At 64.5% G+C, this 16,641-nt stretch carries 15 protein-coding genes; 11 read left to right on the forward strand and 4 right to left on the reverse strand.

The window, feature by feature from the left end; genetic code table 11:
* Positions 1-8 precede the first annotated feature (8 nt).
* Both AC1RRJ_RS12725 and AC1RRJ_RS12730 read left to right on the forward strand, forming a co-directional pair.
* Positions 9-1,001 (forward strand): substrate-binding domain-containing protein, encoded by a 993-nt coding sequence (locus AC1RRJ_RS12725; protein ID WP_493123229.1) that lies wholly within the window; start codon positions 9-11, stop codon positions 999-1,001.
* On the forward strand, positions 982-1,437 hold the full coding sequence (locus AC1RRJ_RS12730; protein WP_493123231.1) for a MarR family winged helix-turn-helix transcriptional regulator: 456 nt from the start codon (positions 982-984) through the stop codon (positions 1,435-1,437). The genes AC1RRJ_RS12725 and AC1RRJ_RS12730 overlap by 20 nt, the downstream gene beginning before the upstream one ends.
* A 47-nt stretch (positions 1,438-1,484) precedes the next feature.
* On the opposite strand, the gene AC1RRJ_RS12735 is transcribed toward AC1RRJ_RS12730, so the two are convergent.
* Complete coding sequence (locus tag AC1RRJ_RS12735; RefSeq protein WP_493123233.1) at positions 1,485-3,200, reverse strand: sulfatase family protein; 1,716 nt, start codon at positions 3,198-3,200, stop codon at positions 1,485-1,487.
* Between the two features lie 73 nt (positions 3,201-3,273).
* Positions 3,274-5,550, reverse strand: coding sequence for a TonB-dependent receptor (locus AC1RRJ_RS12740; RefSeq protein ID WP_493123235.1), 2,277 nt, complete (start codon positions 5,548-5,550; stop codon positions 3,274-3,276).
* A 414-nt stretch (positions 5,551-5,964) separates the two neighbouring features.
* Here AC1RRJ_RS12740 and leuC point away from each other — a divergent pair, with 414 nt between their 5' ends.
* Positions 5,965-7,383, forward strand: coding sequence for a 3-isopropylmalate dehydratase large subunit (leuC, locus tag AC1RRJ_RS12745; RefSeq protein WP_493123237.1), 1,419 nt, complete (start codon positions 5,965-5,967; stop codon positions 7,381-7,383).
* Here leuC and leuD read toward each other — a convergent pair.
* Complete coding sequence (gene leuD, locus AC1RRJ_RS12750) at positions 7,380-7,964, reverse strand: 3-isopropylmalate dehydratase small subunit (protein WP_493123239.1); 585 nt, start codon at positions 7,962-7,964, stop codon at positions 7,380-7,382. The two genes, leuC and leuD, sit on opposite strands and share 4 nt — an antisense overlap.
* A gap of 201 nt (positions 7,965-8,165) precedes the next feature.
* Here leuD and AC1RRJ_RS12755 point away from each other — a divergent pair, with 201 nt between their 5' ends.
* Both AC1RRJ_RS12755 and AC1RRJ_RS12760 read left to right on the forward strand, forming a co-directional pair.
* Positions 8,166-8,675, forward strand: a complete 510-nt coding sequence (locus tag AC1RRJ_RS12755) for a MarR family winged helix-turn-helix transcriptional regulator (protein WP_493123241.1) — start codon at positions 8,166-8,168, stop codon at positions 8,673-8,675.
* Between the two features lie 87 nt (positions 8,676-8,762).
* Entirely contained in the window at positions 8,763-9,338 is a 576-nt protein-coding gene (locus AC1RRJ_RS12760; RefSeq protein WP_493123243.1) for an NADPH-dependent FMN reductase, read from the forward strand.
* Here the strand turns inward: AC1RRJ_RS12760 and AC1RRJ_RS12765 are convergent.
* Positions 9,335-9,793 (reverse strand): MarR family winged helix-turn-helix transcriptional regulator, encoded by a 459-nt coding sequence (locus AC1RRJ_RS12765; protein WP_493123245.1) that lies wholly within the window; start codon positions 9,791-9,793, stop codon positions 9,335-9,337. The two genes, AC1RRJ_RS12760 and AC1RRJ_RS12765, sit on opposite strands and share 4 nt — an antisense overlap.
* A 154-nt stretch (positions 9,794-9,947) precedes the next feature.
* Between AC1RRJ_RS12765 and AC1RRJ_RS12770 the strand changes: the two genes are divergently transcribed.
* Genes AC1RRJ_RS12770 through AC1RRJ_RS12795 form a run of 6 tightly spaced genes read left to right on the forward strand, consistent with a single transcriptional unit; the run spans position 9,948 to position 16,639 of the window.
* On the forward strand, positions 9,948-11,582 hold the full coding sequence (locus AC1RRJ_RS12770) for a long-chain-fatty-acid--CoA ligase (RefSeq protein ID WP_493123247.1): 1,635 nt from the start codon (positions 9,948-9,950) through the stop codon (positions 11,580-11,582).
* Between the two features lie 35 nt (positions 11,583-11,617).
* Complete coding sequence (locus tag AC1RRJ_RS12775) at positions 11,618-12,751, forward strand: alpha/beta hydrolase (RefSeq protein ID WP_493123249.1); 1,134 nt, start codon at positions 11,618-11,620, stop codon at positions 12,749-12,751.
* On the forward strand, positions 12,752-13,735 hold the full coding sequence (locus tag AC1RRJ_RS12780; RefSeq protein ID WP_493123251.1) for a phosphotransferase family protein: 984 nt from the start codon (positions 12,752-12,754) through the stop codon (positions 13,733-13,735).
* The gene (eno, locus tag AC1RRJ_RS12785) at positions 13,732-15,030 is read left to right on the forward strand and encodes a phosphopyruvate hydratase (protein ID WP_493123253.1); all 1,299 of its coding nucleotides are present in this window, start codon (positions 13,732-13,734) and stop codon (positions 15,028-15,030) included. The genes AC1RRJ_RS12780 and eno overlap by 4 nt, the downstream gene beginning before the upstream one ends.
* Complete coding sequence (locus AC1RRJ_RS12790; protein ID WP_493123255.1) at positions 15,027-15,947, forward strand: NAD(P)-dependent oxidoreductase; 921 nt, start codon at positions 15,027-15,029, stop codon at positions 15,945-15,947. The genes eno and AC1RRJ_RS12790 overlap by 4 nt, the downstream gene beginning before the upstream one ends.
* Positions 15,947-16,639: an alpha/beta fold hydrolase gene (locus AC1RRJ_RS12795; RefSeq protein WP_493123257.1), complete on the forward strand. Its 693-nt coding sequence runs from the start codon at positions 15,947-15,949 to the stop codon at positions 16,637-16,639. Before AC1RRJ_RS12790 ends, AC1RRJ_RS12795 begins: the two co-directional genes overlap by 1 nt.
* The last annotated feature ends 2 nt before the right edge of the window (positions 16,640-16,641 follow it).

Below are 16,641 nucleotides of genomic sequence, written 5' to 3' on the forward strand. Positions count from 1 at the left end.
AGACACGCATGACCCGCCTCCCCATTTCGCTCGCCTGCTGGAATTATGACCGCACCCAGGCGCTTGCCGACGGCAGCATCCGGCCCGACGGCATCGACCTCAATTTCCAGACGCTCGAGGTCGAGGAGACCTTCTTTCGCATGCTGCGGCACCGCGAATTCGACGCCGCCGAAATGTCGATGTCTTCCTATTGCGTCACGCTGTCGCGCCCTGACCCGGCGTTCATCGCGATCCCGGTCTTTCCGTCGCGGCTGTTCCGCCACAGCTGCATTTTTGTCTCGGCGAAGAGCGGGATCGAAACCCCCGCCGACCTCGTCGGCAAGCGCATCGGCGTCCCCGAATATCAGATGACCGCGCCGGTCTGGATCCGCGGCATCCTCGCCGACGAATATGGCGTCGATCCGGCGAGCGTCACTTATTATACCGGCGGCGAGGAGCAGCCGGGGCGCGACGAGAAGCTGAAACTCACCCTGCCCGAGAAATTCAAACTCCAGCCGATCGGTCCCGACCAGACGCTGTCGCGGATGCTCGCTGACGGTGAGATCGACGCGCTGCACACGGCGCGTACGCCCAGCACCTTCTACAGCGAGCCCGACAAGGTGCGGCGCCTGTTCACCGATTTCGTGCCCGTCGAGCAGGATTATTATCGCCGCACCGGCATCTTCCCGATCATGCACGTCGTCGCGATCCACCGCGAAATCTATGAAAAGAACCGCTGGATCGCGCGCTCGCTGCAAAAGGCGTTCGAGGCGGCCCAAGCGAAGGTTTACGAGGAACTGCTCGTCACCGCGTCGCTGAAGACGATGCTGCCGTGGCAGATCGCGGCGGTCGAACAGGCGGTGAGCTTGCTCGGGCGCGACTGGTGGCCCTATGGCTTTGGTCCGAATCGCGCGGTGATCGACACCTTCCTGCGCTATCATCACGAGCAGGGCCTGTCGTCGCGGCGCCTGCAGCCCGAAGAGCTTTTTGCCGAGGAATGTTTTGAAGCCTTCAAAATCTGAATCGGGTCAGCCCAGCTTCGGCTTTGCCATCCGCCGCGCGCACCGTGCCTTCGACCGCGCGCTGCAGCGGCGGCTGGCGCCGCACGGCATCGCGACGGGTTACTGGTATTATCTGCGCGCGCTGTGGGACGAGGACGGGCTGACCCAGAAACAGCTCTCCGACCGTACCGGGGTCGCCGAAAATACGACTGCGGCGATGATCGCGGCGATGATGAAGGACGGGCTCGTCACGCGCACCCGCGCGGCCGACGACAAGCGCAAATGGCGGATTGCGCTGACCCCGCATGCCATAGCGCTGCGGGCCGAGCTTTTTCCCTATGTCGCCGACGTCAACGGTCGCGCGGCGGCGGGGATCAGCGCAAAGGAGCAGGCGCTGTTCCTTGATGTGATAGAACGAATGACGGGCAATCTGGCGCAGGACGAGACCGGCCACTGAGCTGGGGGCCGGAAAGTCGGGGAAGCTCCGGCTTTCCGGCAACAGCCTCAGGCAGGCTGGTTGTACATTTCGGTCGGGCCGGGATATTCGCGCCCATCGTCGAGGCCGGGGCCGATTTCGCGGTCCGACAGGGCGTTGACCATCTTGTTCAGTCGCATCACGGTCGCGCGATGCTTCGGATCGTTCGCGAGGTTGACGAGCTCGGTCGGATCGGCGTGGGTGTCGTAAAGCTCGAGGTCGTTGAGCCCGCTCAGCGTCTTCCAGTCCTTCGGCATATGGTGATGCGCCGGGGCGAAATAGCGCGCGAATTTCCAGCGCCCGTCGTGGACGCCGCGGTGCAGCCGCCGCTTCGAAAGGTCATAGATTTTGCTGTAGTCGGGGATATTCTCGCCCGGCGGGCGCGGGCCGACGGTCCGCTTCGACGCGGGCTCCCACATATGCGCGACGGCATAGTTGAAGAAATGGCCGCGCTTGTCGCGTTCGGTCGGCGCGGCGGGCGACGATAGCAGGCCCGACACATCGACCCCGGGAAGCCCCGGGAAACGGCTGGCTGCATCGGCGGCGGACAGGCCCGCGAGCGACATCAGCGTCGGCGCGATGTCGATCGCGCCCATCAGCCCCTTGGTCGTGCGCCCGCCCGCGAAGTCGGGGTGCGCGATGATCATCGGGATATTGGTTTCCTCGCGGTACATCGTCCCGGCCTTTTGCCGCATGCGATGCGCCCCGGCGCGTTCGCCATGGTCGCTGGTGTAGATGATGATCGTGTTGTCGATCTGCCCGCTTTCCTTGAGCGCCCAGAGCAATTGGGCGAGGCGGCGGTCGACGTCGCGCAGGCAGTTGTAATAGTAATTATTAAAGCGGTGCCACGACGCCTCGTCCTCGTGCGGGATCGGGCCATAGAAAAGATCGTTCAGGCGGACGATCGCGCTATGCGCCTCGGGCTTGGTGCTGAGGTCGTCCTTGTAGAAGCTTTCGGGGAGGTCGAACTTGTTGTCGACCTCGTAAATCGGGTCGCCGGGCTCGCGGCGCAGCGGACCGAGGATGTCGGGATGGGTGCGATGCTTCGCCTGCTCGCCCGTCGCATCATAGAACATGATGTCGTGCGGGTTGATCAGGCCGACGACCATGAACCATGGCTTGCCGCCCGCCTTGTCGCGGCGCACGAAATCGAAAATGCTGCGCGACGCATCGCCCGCGACATACATGTCGGCGCGGTATCCGTCCCAGGTCAGTCCCAACTCTTCGCCGTCGAAGCCATAATCGTGAAAGCCGTATTTCTCCATGGCGTTTTCGGTGCTGGGATAGATGCCGCCGGGGACGCGCGGCCAGTTGCGTTCATAGTTCATGCGGCTGAGGTGCCACTTGCCCTTGTAGCTGGTGTAATATCCCGCCGCTTGCATCATGTGGCCGAGCGTCGGCATGTCGTCGGCCATCACCGGATTGGGGGCGTTGTCGCTGTTGAGGAACAGCCCGGTCTGCTGGGTGTGATGCCCCGCGAAGATCGTCGAGCGCGACGGCGTGCAGGGCGTCGTGTGAACATGGTAATTTTCGACCAGCATCCCGCGCTCCATCAGTTCGCGGTGCGCGGGCAGTTTTTCGAGCAGGCCCTTGGGATAGCTGGCGACGCCCTGTTCCTGATCGGTGACGATCATCAGCACATTGAGCTTCTTGCCGTTCTTCGCATAGGTCGGCAGCGCAAGGCCGGCGGCCGCCAGCGCCCCCATGCCCCCGACGAACGTCCGGCGATTTACGTCCCAAGCCATCCCTTATTCTCCCAATATCCTTTGACGCGATCGCCCCGCGGTACAGCATCGCTGCGCCGCGGGGCCCTGATCGTCAGAATTTCACCGCAAAGTCGACGCCGAATTCGCGCGGCGGCTGGTAAAATTGCGAGATCGGGGTCGCGCCGGCGTTGGTCGCGCCCGAAATCACCTCCTGATCGGTGAGGTTCGAACCATAGAGGGTGACCTTCCACTTGTCGTCCTGACCCGCGACCGCGATGCTCGCGTTGAGCAGCACGACTTCGTCGCGGTAATAGCCAGGAAGATTGCTGCGGCCCCAGGTGTTGAAGCGCGCCGAATAACGCGCGTCGCTGTGCAGCTTGATCTCGCCGAAGCTGACCGGGATCGCATAGTCGACCGACAGACTGCCGCTCCACTTCGGCGCATTGGCCAGGTCGAGGCCCGACGAATCGGTCGGGACCGCGAAGGTGCCGTTGGGCACGCCGTTGATCAGGATCGGAGTAGCGGGGCCGCACTGGCCGACTTCGGGTGCGCCGTTGGTGAAGACGCCGTTCGTGTCGGCGCAAAAGTCGGTGTAGCGCGCGTGGAGATAGGCGACGTTGGCGCCGATGGTCAGCCCGTCCATCGGCCGCAGCAGGCTTTCAACCTCAAAGCCGTAGATTTTGGCTGCTGCGACATTGGTGGTGATATTTTCGGCGCGCAGCGCACCCATCTTGGTCACCGAGCTTTGCAGGTCGCGGTAATTGTTGACGAAGCCCGCGACGTTGAGGCGCAGCAGCCGGTCGAACAGGTCGGTCTTGGCGCCGACTTCAAACGCGTTGACGCGCTCGGGGTTATACGGGCCGACATTCTCGGGAATGGTGCCGCGCGAGTTATAGCCGCCGGCCTTATAGCCCTGCGAATAATTGGCGTAGAGCATGACGGCGGGCGAGAAGCGATATTCGGCGGTCAGACGCGGAGTAAATTCGGCCCACGACGCCTCAAGGTGTGTGGCGAACGACGAAGTCTGATTGTTGTTGACGAACACTTGCGTCGCAATGTCGTACTTCTTGCGGTCGTGGCTGTAACGACCGCCGAGCGACAGCGTCAGCCCTTCCACGGGATGCGCGTTGACCAGCGCGAACATCGCATAGCTTTCGGTATTCTGGTGGAGCTGTGCCAGCGTCTTCGTGGTCGGCGTCGCGAGCACAGTGTTGAACTGGCGCCATTTGTCGGTTTGATAATAGAGGCCGACGACGAAATCGACCGGCTCGCCTGTGGGCGACACATAGCGCAGCTCGCCGCTCTTCGATTCGCCCTTGAAGTCGCGGGTGACGTCGAGCTGCGGTGCCGGGGTGATCAGCCCGTCAAAGTCGCCGCGGGTCAGATAGGTGAGGTGGCGATAGCCGAGCACCGAGGTGATGGTGCCATAACCGACGTCGAGGTTCGAGGTCCACGACCCGCCATAGGTTTCGGTATTGGCGATGGGGTCGAACAGCACCGCCGATTTGCGGACATCGGTCTTCACCTCATTGGGCAGCAGGTCCCAATTGGGATCGCCATTGTCGAGGACGTGCGGCGCGGGGCCGGTCGTCTTCTGCTTCAGCCAGTCGGCGACGATCGTCGTGTCGAACGCGCCGCCGGCGTCATAGGCGAGCGCGCCGCGCACCGATTTGACGTTGCTGCCGTTCAGGCGATTGCCCGTGATGACGTTGCGGCTGTAGCCGTCATAGTCGCGGAAATTGACCGCGACCTTGGCTGACAGTGCGCCGTCGGCAAAATTGCCGGTGTTGACCTTGCCGCGAAACTGCTTGAGCCCGAACGAACCGATAGTCAGGCGCGCCTCGGCGCCGAAATCGTCGGTCGGGCGGGCGGTGATGACGTTGAGCGTCCCGGCGAGATTGTTCTTGCCGAACAACACGCCCTGCGGGCCCTTGAGCACTTCGACGCGTTCGACGTCGAACAGGTCGAGCATCGTGCTGGAGACGAAGGGGATATAGACGCCGTCGATGATCGTGCTGACCTTGGGGTCGGCGTTGGGATCGGGATCCGCTGTGCTCATGCCGCGGATCGAGATCATGGGCACGTTGGCGACAAGGCCTTGCGTCTGGAGGACGACATTGGGTGCGAGGCCGTTGAGGCTGGTGATGTTGGTGCTGCCGCTGCCTTCGACCATTTCGGCGTTGAACGCCGAAATCGCGATGGGGACATTCTGGACGCTCTCGGACCGGCGCTGGGCGGTCACGAGAATCTCGCCATAGCTGTTGTCGGCGCCCGACGCCGTTTCACCGGATGTCGCCTGGTCGGTTTGTGCGTCGCTGGTTTGCGCCTGAACGGGCATTGCGGCGAGCGCCGCCACCGCTGTCGAAATGAACAGAAAACCGGTCTTCATAAAGTCCTCCCACTTTGCAGCCGGACGCTCCTGCCTTCCGCACACGTCACCGCGGCGGAAATGCGGCCTGCACATCCGGCATCTTCAATTTGTCGGAACGGGAGCGGTGTCGGCCGTGGCCCTTTTTTCCGTCGGCGCAGGACATCTGTCGTGTCCCTGTCTTGCACCGTCGGTTGCGTCGCTATCCTTCGTTCCGCCCCCGCTGTAGCAGAAGCGAATAATACTTCAAGTGCTAAGCATTATGGTGCGGGCCCGACAGAAATCCCAGCAAATCCGCTTGCCGGAGTGGGGTGTTTCGGGTTATAGGTTAGTTATCTAAGTATTATGTCGGCGCCCTCGGGCGAGCGGCGAGGCCAGGGCCGGGGGATATGGTTGCGTGAGAATCAAGGGTGATTTGCGATGGAAGCGCGGCGGATGAAAGCGTCGCCGCCGCGCACATTATACGACAGGATATGGGACGCTCACGCCGTCGCCGAAGATGATGGCGAGACCCTGCTCTATATCGACCTCCATTTGCTGCACGAGGTCACGTCGCCGCAGGCTTTCGCCGCGCTTGCTGCAGCGAGGCGGCCGGTGCGACGTCCGGCGCTGGCGTTGGCGCTGTGCGATCATAATGTGCCGACCGAGGGGCAGGCGGCTGGCCCGGCAGGGGTTGCGGACGAGCAGGCGCGGGCACAGATCGAGATGCTCGCGGTCAATACCGCGCGCTTCGGGATCGAGAATTTTCCGATGGGCGACCCGCGCGGCGGGATCGTCCATGTCGTCGGGCCCGAACAGGGGCGCTCGCAGCCCGGGATGACGATCGTCTGCGGCGACAGCCACACCTCGACCCACGGCGCTTTCGGGGCGCTGGCGTTCGGCATCGGCACATCGGAGGTCGAACATGTGCTGGCGACGCAGACGATCCGTCAGCGTCGGTCGCGCAACATGCGGGTGGTGGTCGACGGCGAACTGGCGCCGCATGTCCATTCCAAGGATCTGGCGCTGCATCTGTTGCGTACGCTCGGCGTCGACGGGGCGACGGGGCATGTCATCGAATATGCGGGCGCGGCGATCCGTGCACTATCGATGGAGGCGCGCATGACGCTGTGCAACCTCAGCATCGAAATGGGCGCACGCGCTGGGCTGGTCGCGCCCGACGATATCAGCTTCGCCTATCTGAAAGGCCGTCCGGCGGCGCCAGCGGGGCGCGATTGGGACGACGCCGTCGCGCGCTGGCGTATGCTGGCGACCGATGCGGACGCGAGCTTCGACCGCGAAGTGCGCATCGATGCCGCCGACGTTGGGCCGATGGTCAGTTGGGGCACCAATCCGTCGCAAGTGATCGGTATCGGCGAGCGCATCCCCGACCCCGCTGCGATGGTCGACAGCGACGAACGGGCCACCGCCGAGCGCGCGCTGGCCTATATGGATCTGGCGCCCGGCGCGGCGATCGCCGGGCAGCGGCTCGACCGGGTTTTCATCGGCAGTTGCACCAACAGCCGGATCGAGGACTTGCGTGTTGTCGCCGGTATCGCGCGCGGCCGCCGCGTGGCGCCACATATCCGCGCGATGATTGTGCCGGGATCGGGGCTGGTGAAGCGGCAGGCCGAGGCCGAGGGGATCGACACGATCCTGCGCGACGCCGGGTTCGACTGGCGCGAACCTGGATGCTCGATGTGCGTCGGAATGAACGCCGATCGGCTCGCGCCCGGCGAGCGTTGCGCCGCGACGTCGAACCGGAATTTCGAAAATCGGCAGGGCCGGGGCGGGCGGACGCATTTGATGAGTCCTGCCCTCGCCGCTGCGAGCGCGATTGCGGGGAGCATCGCCGATCCGCGCATGCTGGACTAGGCGGTGTTCTCGAATCGCGAAATCGCCGCTGCATGGCGCAGCGTCCGGTCGATATCGTCGAGCCCTTCGATCAGGATGCGACGGTCGGCGGCATCGACGTCGAACGCGATCGTTTCGCCCGACGCGAGGGTGATGTGCTGCGCCTCAAGGTCTATCGTGATCGGCGCATATTGAGATAGCGCGCTTTCCTCGCGCAGATGCGCACAGGCCTCGTCGGCCAGACGGATCAGCAGCAGGCCGTTCTTGCGCGCATTGTTCGAGAAAATATCGCCGAAGCTGGACGCGATGACGCAGCGAATGCCAAAGCCGACGAGCGCCCACACCGCATGCTCGCGCGATGAGCCGCAGCCGAAATTCCGATCTGCGACCAGTATCTGCGCGTGCCGGCAGGGGCCACGATTGAGGATGAAATCGCCCTGTTCGCTGCCGTCGGCGGCAAAGCGCAGCTCCTGAAACAGATGGTCACCCAGACCGTCACGGGTCAGCGCTTTCATGAAACGCGCGGGGATAATCATGTCGGTGTCGACATTGGTCAGCGGCAGGGGTGCCGCAACGGCCGACAGCCGGGTGAATTTTTCCATAGCTTTGCCTCAATAACTTAGTATTCTAAGCATAGGCTATTCGCAGCGTTGTGCAATGAGATTGGCGTGACGGGTGGTTGCCGGGGGTGGCCTGCGGTCGATCGACGCGGCCATCGAAGCATATTGCCGCCCAAATCTTCGGAGCCTAAGGTTCAATAGGCAACGACCAAGTTTGTGGACGGAAACGGCCGAAGGGGAAACATGTTGGCCAAGAAAAACCAAGCCTATCGGCATCCTGCCGAATATTACACCGATCTGGAAAACAGTATCGGCTACCTCTCCCGCATCGTTTTCCGGTCTTTTTCACGGTTGCTCGAACGCGGAACACTGACCCATGATGTGTCGGCGGGCCAATGGCGCTTTCTGCGGCAGTTGTGGCGCGAAGACGGCATTACCCAGCGCGAGCTGAGCGAGCGGGTCGGGATGCGTGAGCCGACGACGGTCGTCGCGCTGAAGGGGCTGGAAAAGGCCGGGCTGATCACGCGGACAAAAACCGACGAGGACCGGCGCAAGACCTTCATCTACCTGACGCCCTATGCCAAGCGGCTGGAGCTTGTTCTCGCGCCGATGAATGCCGAGGTTCACGAGATTGCGACCCAGGGCATGACCGATGCAGAGGTCGAGCAGCTGCAGTTGTTGTTGCGCCGCGTGATCGACAATCTGTCGGACGAAACGCGCAAGCTGTCGGTCCTGTCGGACATCAAGGCCTGATCGCGCCGCGCGCATCTGTCAGCAAGGGAGTTGCCCACCGGACGGAAAATAGGTTAGCATGCTAATTATTTTACTCCGGGAGGGACAATGACCAAGATTGCGGTAATCGTCGGCAGCACGCGCGACGGTTCGTTCAACAAAATGCTGGGTGAGCTCGCCGTTGCGAGCCTTGCAGCGCAGGGGGCCGACGTCACCCGGGTCGATCTATCGACCTTTGACCTGCCGCTCTACTCGGCCGCGCTCGAGGCTGGTGCCTTTCCGCCCGATGCGTTGCGGCTGAAGACGCTTTTTGCCGGGCAGGCCGGGCTATTGTTCGTGTCGCCCGAATATAATGGCTCGCTGCCCCCGCTGCTCAAAAATGCGATCGACTGGGCCTCGCGCCCCACCGGCGACGAGGGGCTGGTCGCACTGACCGCCTATCGCGGCAAGGCGGCGGCGGTCATGTCGGCGTCGCTCAGCCCCTTTGGCGGGCTGCGCGGGCTCGCACATTTGCGCCAGATCTTGTCGACCATCCAGATGCTGGTGATCCCCGAACAGGTCGTCATCCCCGCGGCACATGCCGCGTTCGATGAGGCGGGTGCGCTCAGGGATGCGTTGCCCGCGTCGCTGGTCGACATGACCACGGCGCGCCTGATTGCGGTTGCGAAGGCGCTCGCGGCCTAGGCGCTGCGTTGCCGCGACACAGGGGCGGCAGGTTCGATATTGCCGCCCCAATCGGCGTCGAGTGCGGCGAGCAGTGCGTCGAACTGCGGTTGACCCAGCCGCGCGGCGATCTGGGTTGTCATCGCGTCCATCGCACGCTGTGCGTCGAGGCGCATCCGCGCGCCGAGGTCGGTCAGCGATACGATCATGTGGCGGCGATCCGCTGGATCGGGTTCGAGCCGGACAATCCCCAGCTTTACCATCTGGCCGATCGTGCTGTGGATCGCTTGCCGTGAAACGCCGATGTTGCGGGCGATGTCGGATGGGCGCACGATACCGCTGACGACATTCGTCATCACCATCGACTGCGGCCGGCTGACGTCCGGCCAGCCATGGTCGTGGAGACGCGATTGCAGCCCTTCGTCGAGCCAGCAGAAGCGCTGAAAAAGGGCGATGATCAGCTGGTTGGTACGCATAGGCGGATGTGATGTTTCCCCGTTTGCCGGCGAAGCGCCGACGGTATCACGCTAGAAGAAGGGCTGGGGCGAGGCAAGCAGAGCGGCGTTGCAAAGGCAAAATGCTTAGTATACTATCTTTCATGATCGGGCATCCAAGGGAGAGACGGGGCGCATGGACGGGTTGATGCAGAATGTGCCGCTGACGGTCGACCGGATCATCGACCATGCGGCGAGCTGGCACGGCGCGCGCGAGATTGTGTCGCGCGATGCCGGGGGGCTCATCACCCGGTCGACCTGGGCCGATATCCATGCCGATGCGAAGCGCGTGTCGAATGCGCTCGCCGCCGAAGGAATCGTCCCCGGCGACCGCGTCGCGACGATGGGCTGGAACAGCGGCCGCCATCTCGCCGCCTGGTATGGCGCGGCGGGGTTGGGGGCGGTGCTCCACACGCTCAACCCGCGGCTGTTTCTTGAGCAGATTGCCTATATCGCGAATCATGCCGGCGACCGGCTGCTGATCGCCGACCCGGCAACAGCCGATCTGGTCGAGCAATTGCTGCCGCAGGTTCCGTCGATCGAGAAGGTGATCTTCTTTTGCGACGCCAAGTCGCTGCCCGAAACCAGCTTTGCCGCGACCGCGTTCGACGACTGGATCGCGGGCCAGCCTGCCGAATATGTCTGGGGCGGATTCGACGAGAATAGCGCGTGCGGGCTTTGCTATACGTCGGGGACGACGGGCAATCCGAAGGGCGTGCTCTATTCGCACCGGTCGAATTATATCCACGCGCTGATGACCTTGCAGCGCGACGCGCTCGGCCTGTCGGCGCGCGACACGGTGCTGCTGATCGTGCCCATGTATCACGCCAATGCGTGGGGTGTCGTCTATTCGGCGCCCGCGGTCGGCGCGAAACTCGTCCTGCCCGGCCAGCGGATGGACGGCGAATCCATCTATAATCTGATCGAGGAAGAGCGTGTCACCTACTCGGCCGCGGTGCCGACGGTGTGGCAGATGCTGCTCCAATATATGCAGGACAATGGCAAGCGCTTCACAACGCTCGAGCGCGTCACCATTGGCGGCGCGGCGTGCCCCGAATCGATCGTCCGTACCTTCCGCGACGATTATGGCGTCGATGTCATTCAGGGCTGGGGGATGACCGAAACCTCGCCGCTGGGGACCGTCGCCGTGCCCAATGCGGCCGTCGCGGCGATGCCCGATGATGTGCAAATGGCGTATAAGCTGAAACAGGGCCGATTGCTCTGCGGGCTGGAGATGAAGCTGGTCGACGACGACGGCGCACGCCTGCCCAATGACGGCAAGACCCCGGGGCGGTTGATGATCAAGGGGCCGACGATCGCGAGCGGCTATTACGGCGGCGAAGGCGGCGACGTTCTCGATGCCGAAGGCTTTTTCGACACCGGCGACGTCAGCACGATCGACGCGCAGGGCTATATGCAGATCACCGACCGCGCCAAGGACGTCATCAAATCGGGCGGCGAGTGGATCAGCTCGATCGAGATCGAGAATATCGCATTGGGGCAGGACGCCGTCGCGGTCGCCGCGGTCGTCGGCGTCGCGCATCCCAAATGGGACGAACGCCCGATCCTGCTCTGCCAGCTCAAACCCGGCGCGACCGCCGTGGCCGCCGACCTCATCCGGTATCTCGACGGCAAGATCGCCAAATGGTGGATGCCTGACGATGTGCTGTTCGTCGACGAAATCCCGCTGGGGCCGACGGGCAAGATCGACAAGCGTGCGATCCGCGCCGGGCTCGATGGCTATACGCTGCCTTTCGAGGTCAGCCGCTGAACGAACTATTTCACGACAATCGACAAACAGGAGAGATGATGATGGACCCCAACGGGAACGAAGGACTGGACGCGCAATTTGTCGGGCTGGTGTCGCCGACCGCGCCGCGCATTCAGGCGGGCGGGCATCCGTGCCAGGGCATTTACTGGACGCAATCGGGGACGCGGCCAAAGGTCGCGATCATCGCGACCCATTATAACGTCGATTTTTCCGAACATTATATCGCTCCTTATTTCGCGCGGCAGGGCTTCGGTTTCCTCGGCTGGAACACGCGTTATCGCGGCGTCGAGGATCAGTTCCTGCTCGAACATGCGGTGCTCGACATCGGCGTGGGCATGAAGTGGCTCAAGGAAGTGGCCGGGGTCGAACAGATCGTCATTCTCGGCAATTCGGGCGGCGGCTCGCTGATGGGCGCCTATCAGGCCGAAGCGATCGCGCCGACGCTGACCGACCGGCTGCCGTCGGTTGGGCAGGATGCGCTCGCGCAACTGATCAAGGGCGACCTCTATATCAGCTTCAACGCGCATCAGGGTCGCCCCGAAGTGCTGACCGACTGGATGGACCCGTCGGTGATCGACGAGAATGATCCCACTCTGACCGACCCCGCACTCGATCCGTTCAACCCCGACAATGGCCCGCCCTATTCGGCTGCCTTCATCGAAAAATATCGCGCGGCGCAGCGCGCGCGCAACCAGCGCATCACCGACTGGGCAAAGGCTGAGCTCGTGCGCCTCAACGATGCGGGCATTCCCGACCGCATCTTCCCGATGTTCCGTTGCTGGGGCGATATCCGCTGCGTCGATCCGCTGATCGATCCGTCGGACCGCAAGCCCAACTGGTGCTACCGCGGCGACCCCGCGATCGCCAACCGTACGCCCAGCATCGGCCGCGCGAACACGATCAAGACCTGGCTCAACATGTGGAGCCTCGAAACCTCGCCGTGCCAGGGCGCGCCGCACCTCGCCAAGCAGAACACCCCGGCGCTGGTCGTTCAGGGCACCGCCGACACCGGCGTATTCCCCAGCGATGCGCGCAAGATCTTCGACTTCCTGGGTACCCAGGACAAAAAGCTCGAACTCATCCCCGGCGCGCATTATTTCGAGGACTCGATCGAAGAGCGCCAGACTGCCGCCGATCTCGTCGGCAGCTGGATCCGGGAGAAGCTGTAAATGGGTGAGGCCGACGCCGATATCATCGCAGAATTGCGCGGCGCCGGCCTGATCGGCGAGGGCGATGTCGCCCTCGAGCCGCTGACCGGCGGCGTCTCGTGCGACGTGTGGAAGGTCGAGACGCCGACGGGGCCGATCGTCGTCAAACGGCCGCTGGCGCAATTGCGCGTCGCGGCCGAATGGCTCGCCCCGGTCGAGCGCGGCCAGAGCGAAGTCCGCTGGCTCCGGCGCGCGCGTGGGGTCGACGCACGGCTCGCGCCCGAAGTGCTTGCCGAACTGCCGACCGGTCACGCCTTTGCGATGCGCTTCCTCCCGGGATGCCCGGTGTGGAAGGACGAGTTGGTCGCCGGGCGCGTCGATGCGGGTTTCGCAGCAGCCGTCGGGCGCGGGATCGCCGCTGTCCACGCGGCGACGGCATACAACGACGCCGACCGCGATGCTTTTCCGAACGACGAGATGTTCGGCGCGCTGCGTATCGATCCGTTTCTGCTTTATGTCGCTGAGCATGATGCCGAACTCGCGCCCGCTCTGCGCGCGCTGGCGGGCGATCTCGCGGGGCGCAAGATCGCGCTCGTTCACGGTGATGTCAGCCCCAAGAATATCCTCGTCAGCGCCGATGGTCCGGTCATCCTCGACGCCGAATGCGCGGTCTATGGCGACCCGGCGTTCGACCTCGCTTTCTGCACCACGCATATGCTGCTCAAGGCGGTGTGGCTGGACGACGCGCGCCTGACCGAGGCCGCGACTGCGCTGGTCGCCGCCTATCGCGCCGGAATCGATTGGGAGGACCCCGCCGATCTGCTGCTGCGCGCGGGCCAGCTCACCGCCGCGCTGTTGCTCGCGCGCGTCGAGGGCAAGTCACCCGCTCCCTATCTGACCGACCCTGATCACAAACATATCGTGCGCGAGCAGGCACGGGCGCGGATTGCCGCGCCGGTGCCGATCGATGCACTCGTCACCCATTGGAAAAGGACTCTTTCATGACCTCGCGTATCGCCTCCGTTACCGGCCGCCAGCTTTGGGATTCGCGTGGACGGCCCACTGTCGAGGCCGAGGTGATACTCGAATCGGGCGCCGTCGGACGCGCCATCGCGCCTGCGGGGGCATCGCGCGGCGCGCATGAGGCGATCGATCTGCGCGATGGCGGTACGGCGTATGGCGGCTTTGGCGTGAACGGTGCAGTTGCGGGCATCGGCGCGGAGATCGCCCCGGCGCTCACCGGCATGGACGCGCGCGATCAGGCGGCGATCGATGCCGCGCTGTGCGCGCTCGACGGGACGCCGAACAAGGCGCGGCTCGGCGCCAATGCCGTCGTCGCGGTGTCGATGGCGGTGCTCCACGCCGCCGCGGCGCATGCGCGCGAGCCGTTGTGGCGCTATCTCGCGAACGGCGCGAAGGTGCGCATCCCGCTCCCCGAGATTCAGATTTTCGGCGGCGGCGCGCACGCCGGACGGCGCACCGATGTGCAGGATTTCATGGTCATGTGCCCGAAGGCCGGATCGTTCCGCCGCGCGCTCGAAATCACCGACGATGTCTATCGCGCCGCGGGCAAGCTGATGGAAGCGAAGGGGCCGCTCACCGGGGTCGCCGATGAAGGCGGCTGGTGGCCGAATTTCGCGTCGAATGAGGACGCGCTCGACACGCTGACGAAGGCGATCGAGGCGAGCGGGCACCGCGCAGGCGACGAGGTCTATATCTCGCTCGACATCGCCGCGAACGAACTGGGCGATGCGTCGGGCTACAGCCTTGCGCTCGACGACGGCCGTCTGACGAGCGAGGAAATGGCGGCGCGGATCGTCGAATGGGCGAAGCGCTATCCGATCCTGTCGATCGAGGATCCGGCGGGGCAGGACGACTGGGCGGCGATGGCGGCGGTGACCGCAGCGATCGGCGACCGGGTCCAGATCATCGGCGACGATGTCCTCGTCACCAATGCCCGGCGCGTCGCCGATGCGGCCGAAGCGGGCGCGTGCAACGCCGCGTTGATCAAGGTCAATCAGGTCGGTACGGTGACCGAGGCGAAGGCCGCGCTCGACGCCGCCGTGACGCGCGGCTGGGGCGCGATCGTCTCGGCGCGCTCGGGCGAAAGCGAGGATGTCACCATCGCGCACCTCGCGACCGGCTGGAACGCCGGACAATTGAAGGTCGGCAGCTTCACGCGGTCCGAGCGCATGGCGAAGTGGAACGAAATGCTGCGGATCGAAGAGTCGCTCGGCGCCGATGCCGATTATGCCGGCGCATCGGCCTTTGCCGCGCCGATCGCGGCCACACTCGCATGATCGTCCTCCACGCCCGCCCCAGCCCCGGCTTCCGCGCTGCGGTCGATGCCATTTTCGGCCCCGGCGTCGTGACGCATGTCGACGAGGCGGCGTCGCTCGATGGCGTCGCGGGCGAGATCACCGCTTTGCTCCATGTGCTGACCCCGGTGACCGCCGACTTCATCGCCTCGGCGCCGAAGCTCAAGCTGATCCAGAAACTGGGCGTCGGGGTGAACACGATCGCGCTCGACGCCGCGCGGACGCATGGCGTTGCGGTGTGCAACATGCCGGGGACGAACAGCCAGGCGGTTGCCGAAATGGCGCTGTCGCTGATGATGGCGGTGCTGCGCCGGACCTGTTTCTTCGACGCGCGCACCCGCGCCGGCGAAGGCTGGACCGCCGACCCGTCCGAACTCGACAGCGTCGGCGAGATTGCCGGGCGCACCGTCGGGTTGGTGGGTTTCGGTCATTCGGCGCAGCTTCTCGCTCCCGTCCTCGCGGCGCTCGGCGCGAAGGTCGTCTATACCGCGCGCAGCGCGCGCGATGTGCCTTATGAATATTGGCCGCTCGACCGGTTGGTTGCCGAGGCGGATGTGGTGTCGCTTCATATTCCATTGACCGATGAGACGCGCGGGACCATCGACCCGTTCGCGATGAAGCCCGGCGCGGTGCTGGTGAACACGGCGCGCGGCGAGCTGGTCGACGAAGCGCGGCTGGTCGATGCGCTGGCGTCGGGGCATTTGCGCGGCGCCGGGCTCGACGTGTTTGCCGAAGAGCCGCTGCCGGCCGGCCATCCGTTGCTTGCGCAGCCGAGCGCTGTGCTCGCGCCACATATCGCGTGGCTCACGCCCGAAACGCTCACGCGCAGCCTCAACGTCGCCCACGAAAATTGTCGCCGTCTCGCCGCGGGCGAGGCGCTTTTGCATCAGGTGGTCTAATGTCTCTCCCCATCGTCCTCATCACCGGCCAGCTTTTGACCGACGCGGTGTGGCAGCTGCTACTCGACGCGTGGGCGGACCGCGAAGTGATCGTCGCTGACAACCGCAGCGACGACACGATCGAAGGTTTCGCGCAGCGCCTGCTCGACAATGCGCCGCCGAAGTTCGTCCTCGTCGGCCACGCGCTGGGCGGCTTTATCGCCTTCGAGGTGATGCGCCGCGCCCCCGAACGCGTCGCCAAGCTCGCGCTCATTTCGACCCTCGCTTCGGCCGACGGCCCGGCGCAGACCGCGCGGCGGCAGGGCTATATCGACCTTGTGACAAGCGGCCAGTTCGATCAGGTGGTCGAGGAGCGCATCCCGATCCTCTTCCCCGAGCATAAGCGCAGCGACGAACGCCTGCTTGGCATCGCGCGGCAGATGGCGGCCGACACCGGCGCCGAAACCTTCCTCGCGCAGCAGCGCGCGATCATGGCGCGCATCGACAGCCGACCGCGGCTCGGCGAGATCGCGGTGCCGACCCTGCTGATCTGGGGCGAACAGGACGGCATCACCAGCCGCGCGCATCATGACGAGATACTGGACGCGATCCCCGGCGCGCGGCTCGAGGTCGTGCCGGGCGCCGGGCATTTGCCGACGGTCGAGGCGCCCGAGGTGGTGGGCGCGCTGCTGACCGAGTTTATCGATCAATAATC

Source organism: Sphingopyxis sp. GW821-FHT12C06 (genome assembly GCF_058807415.1).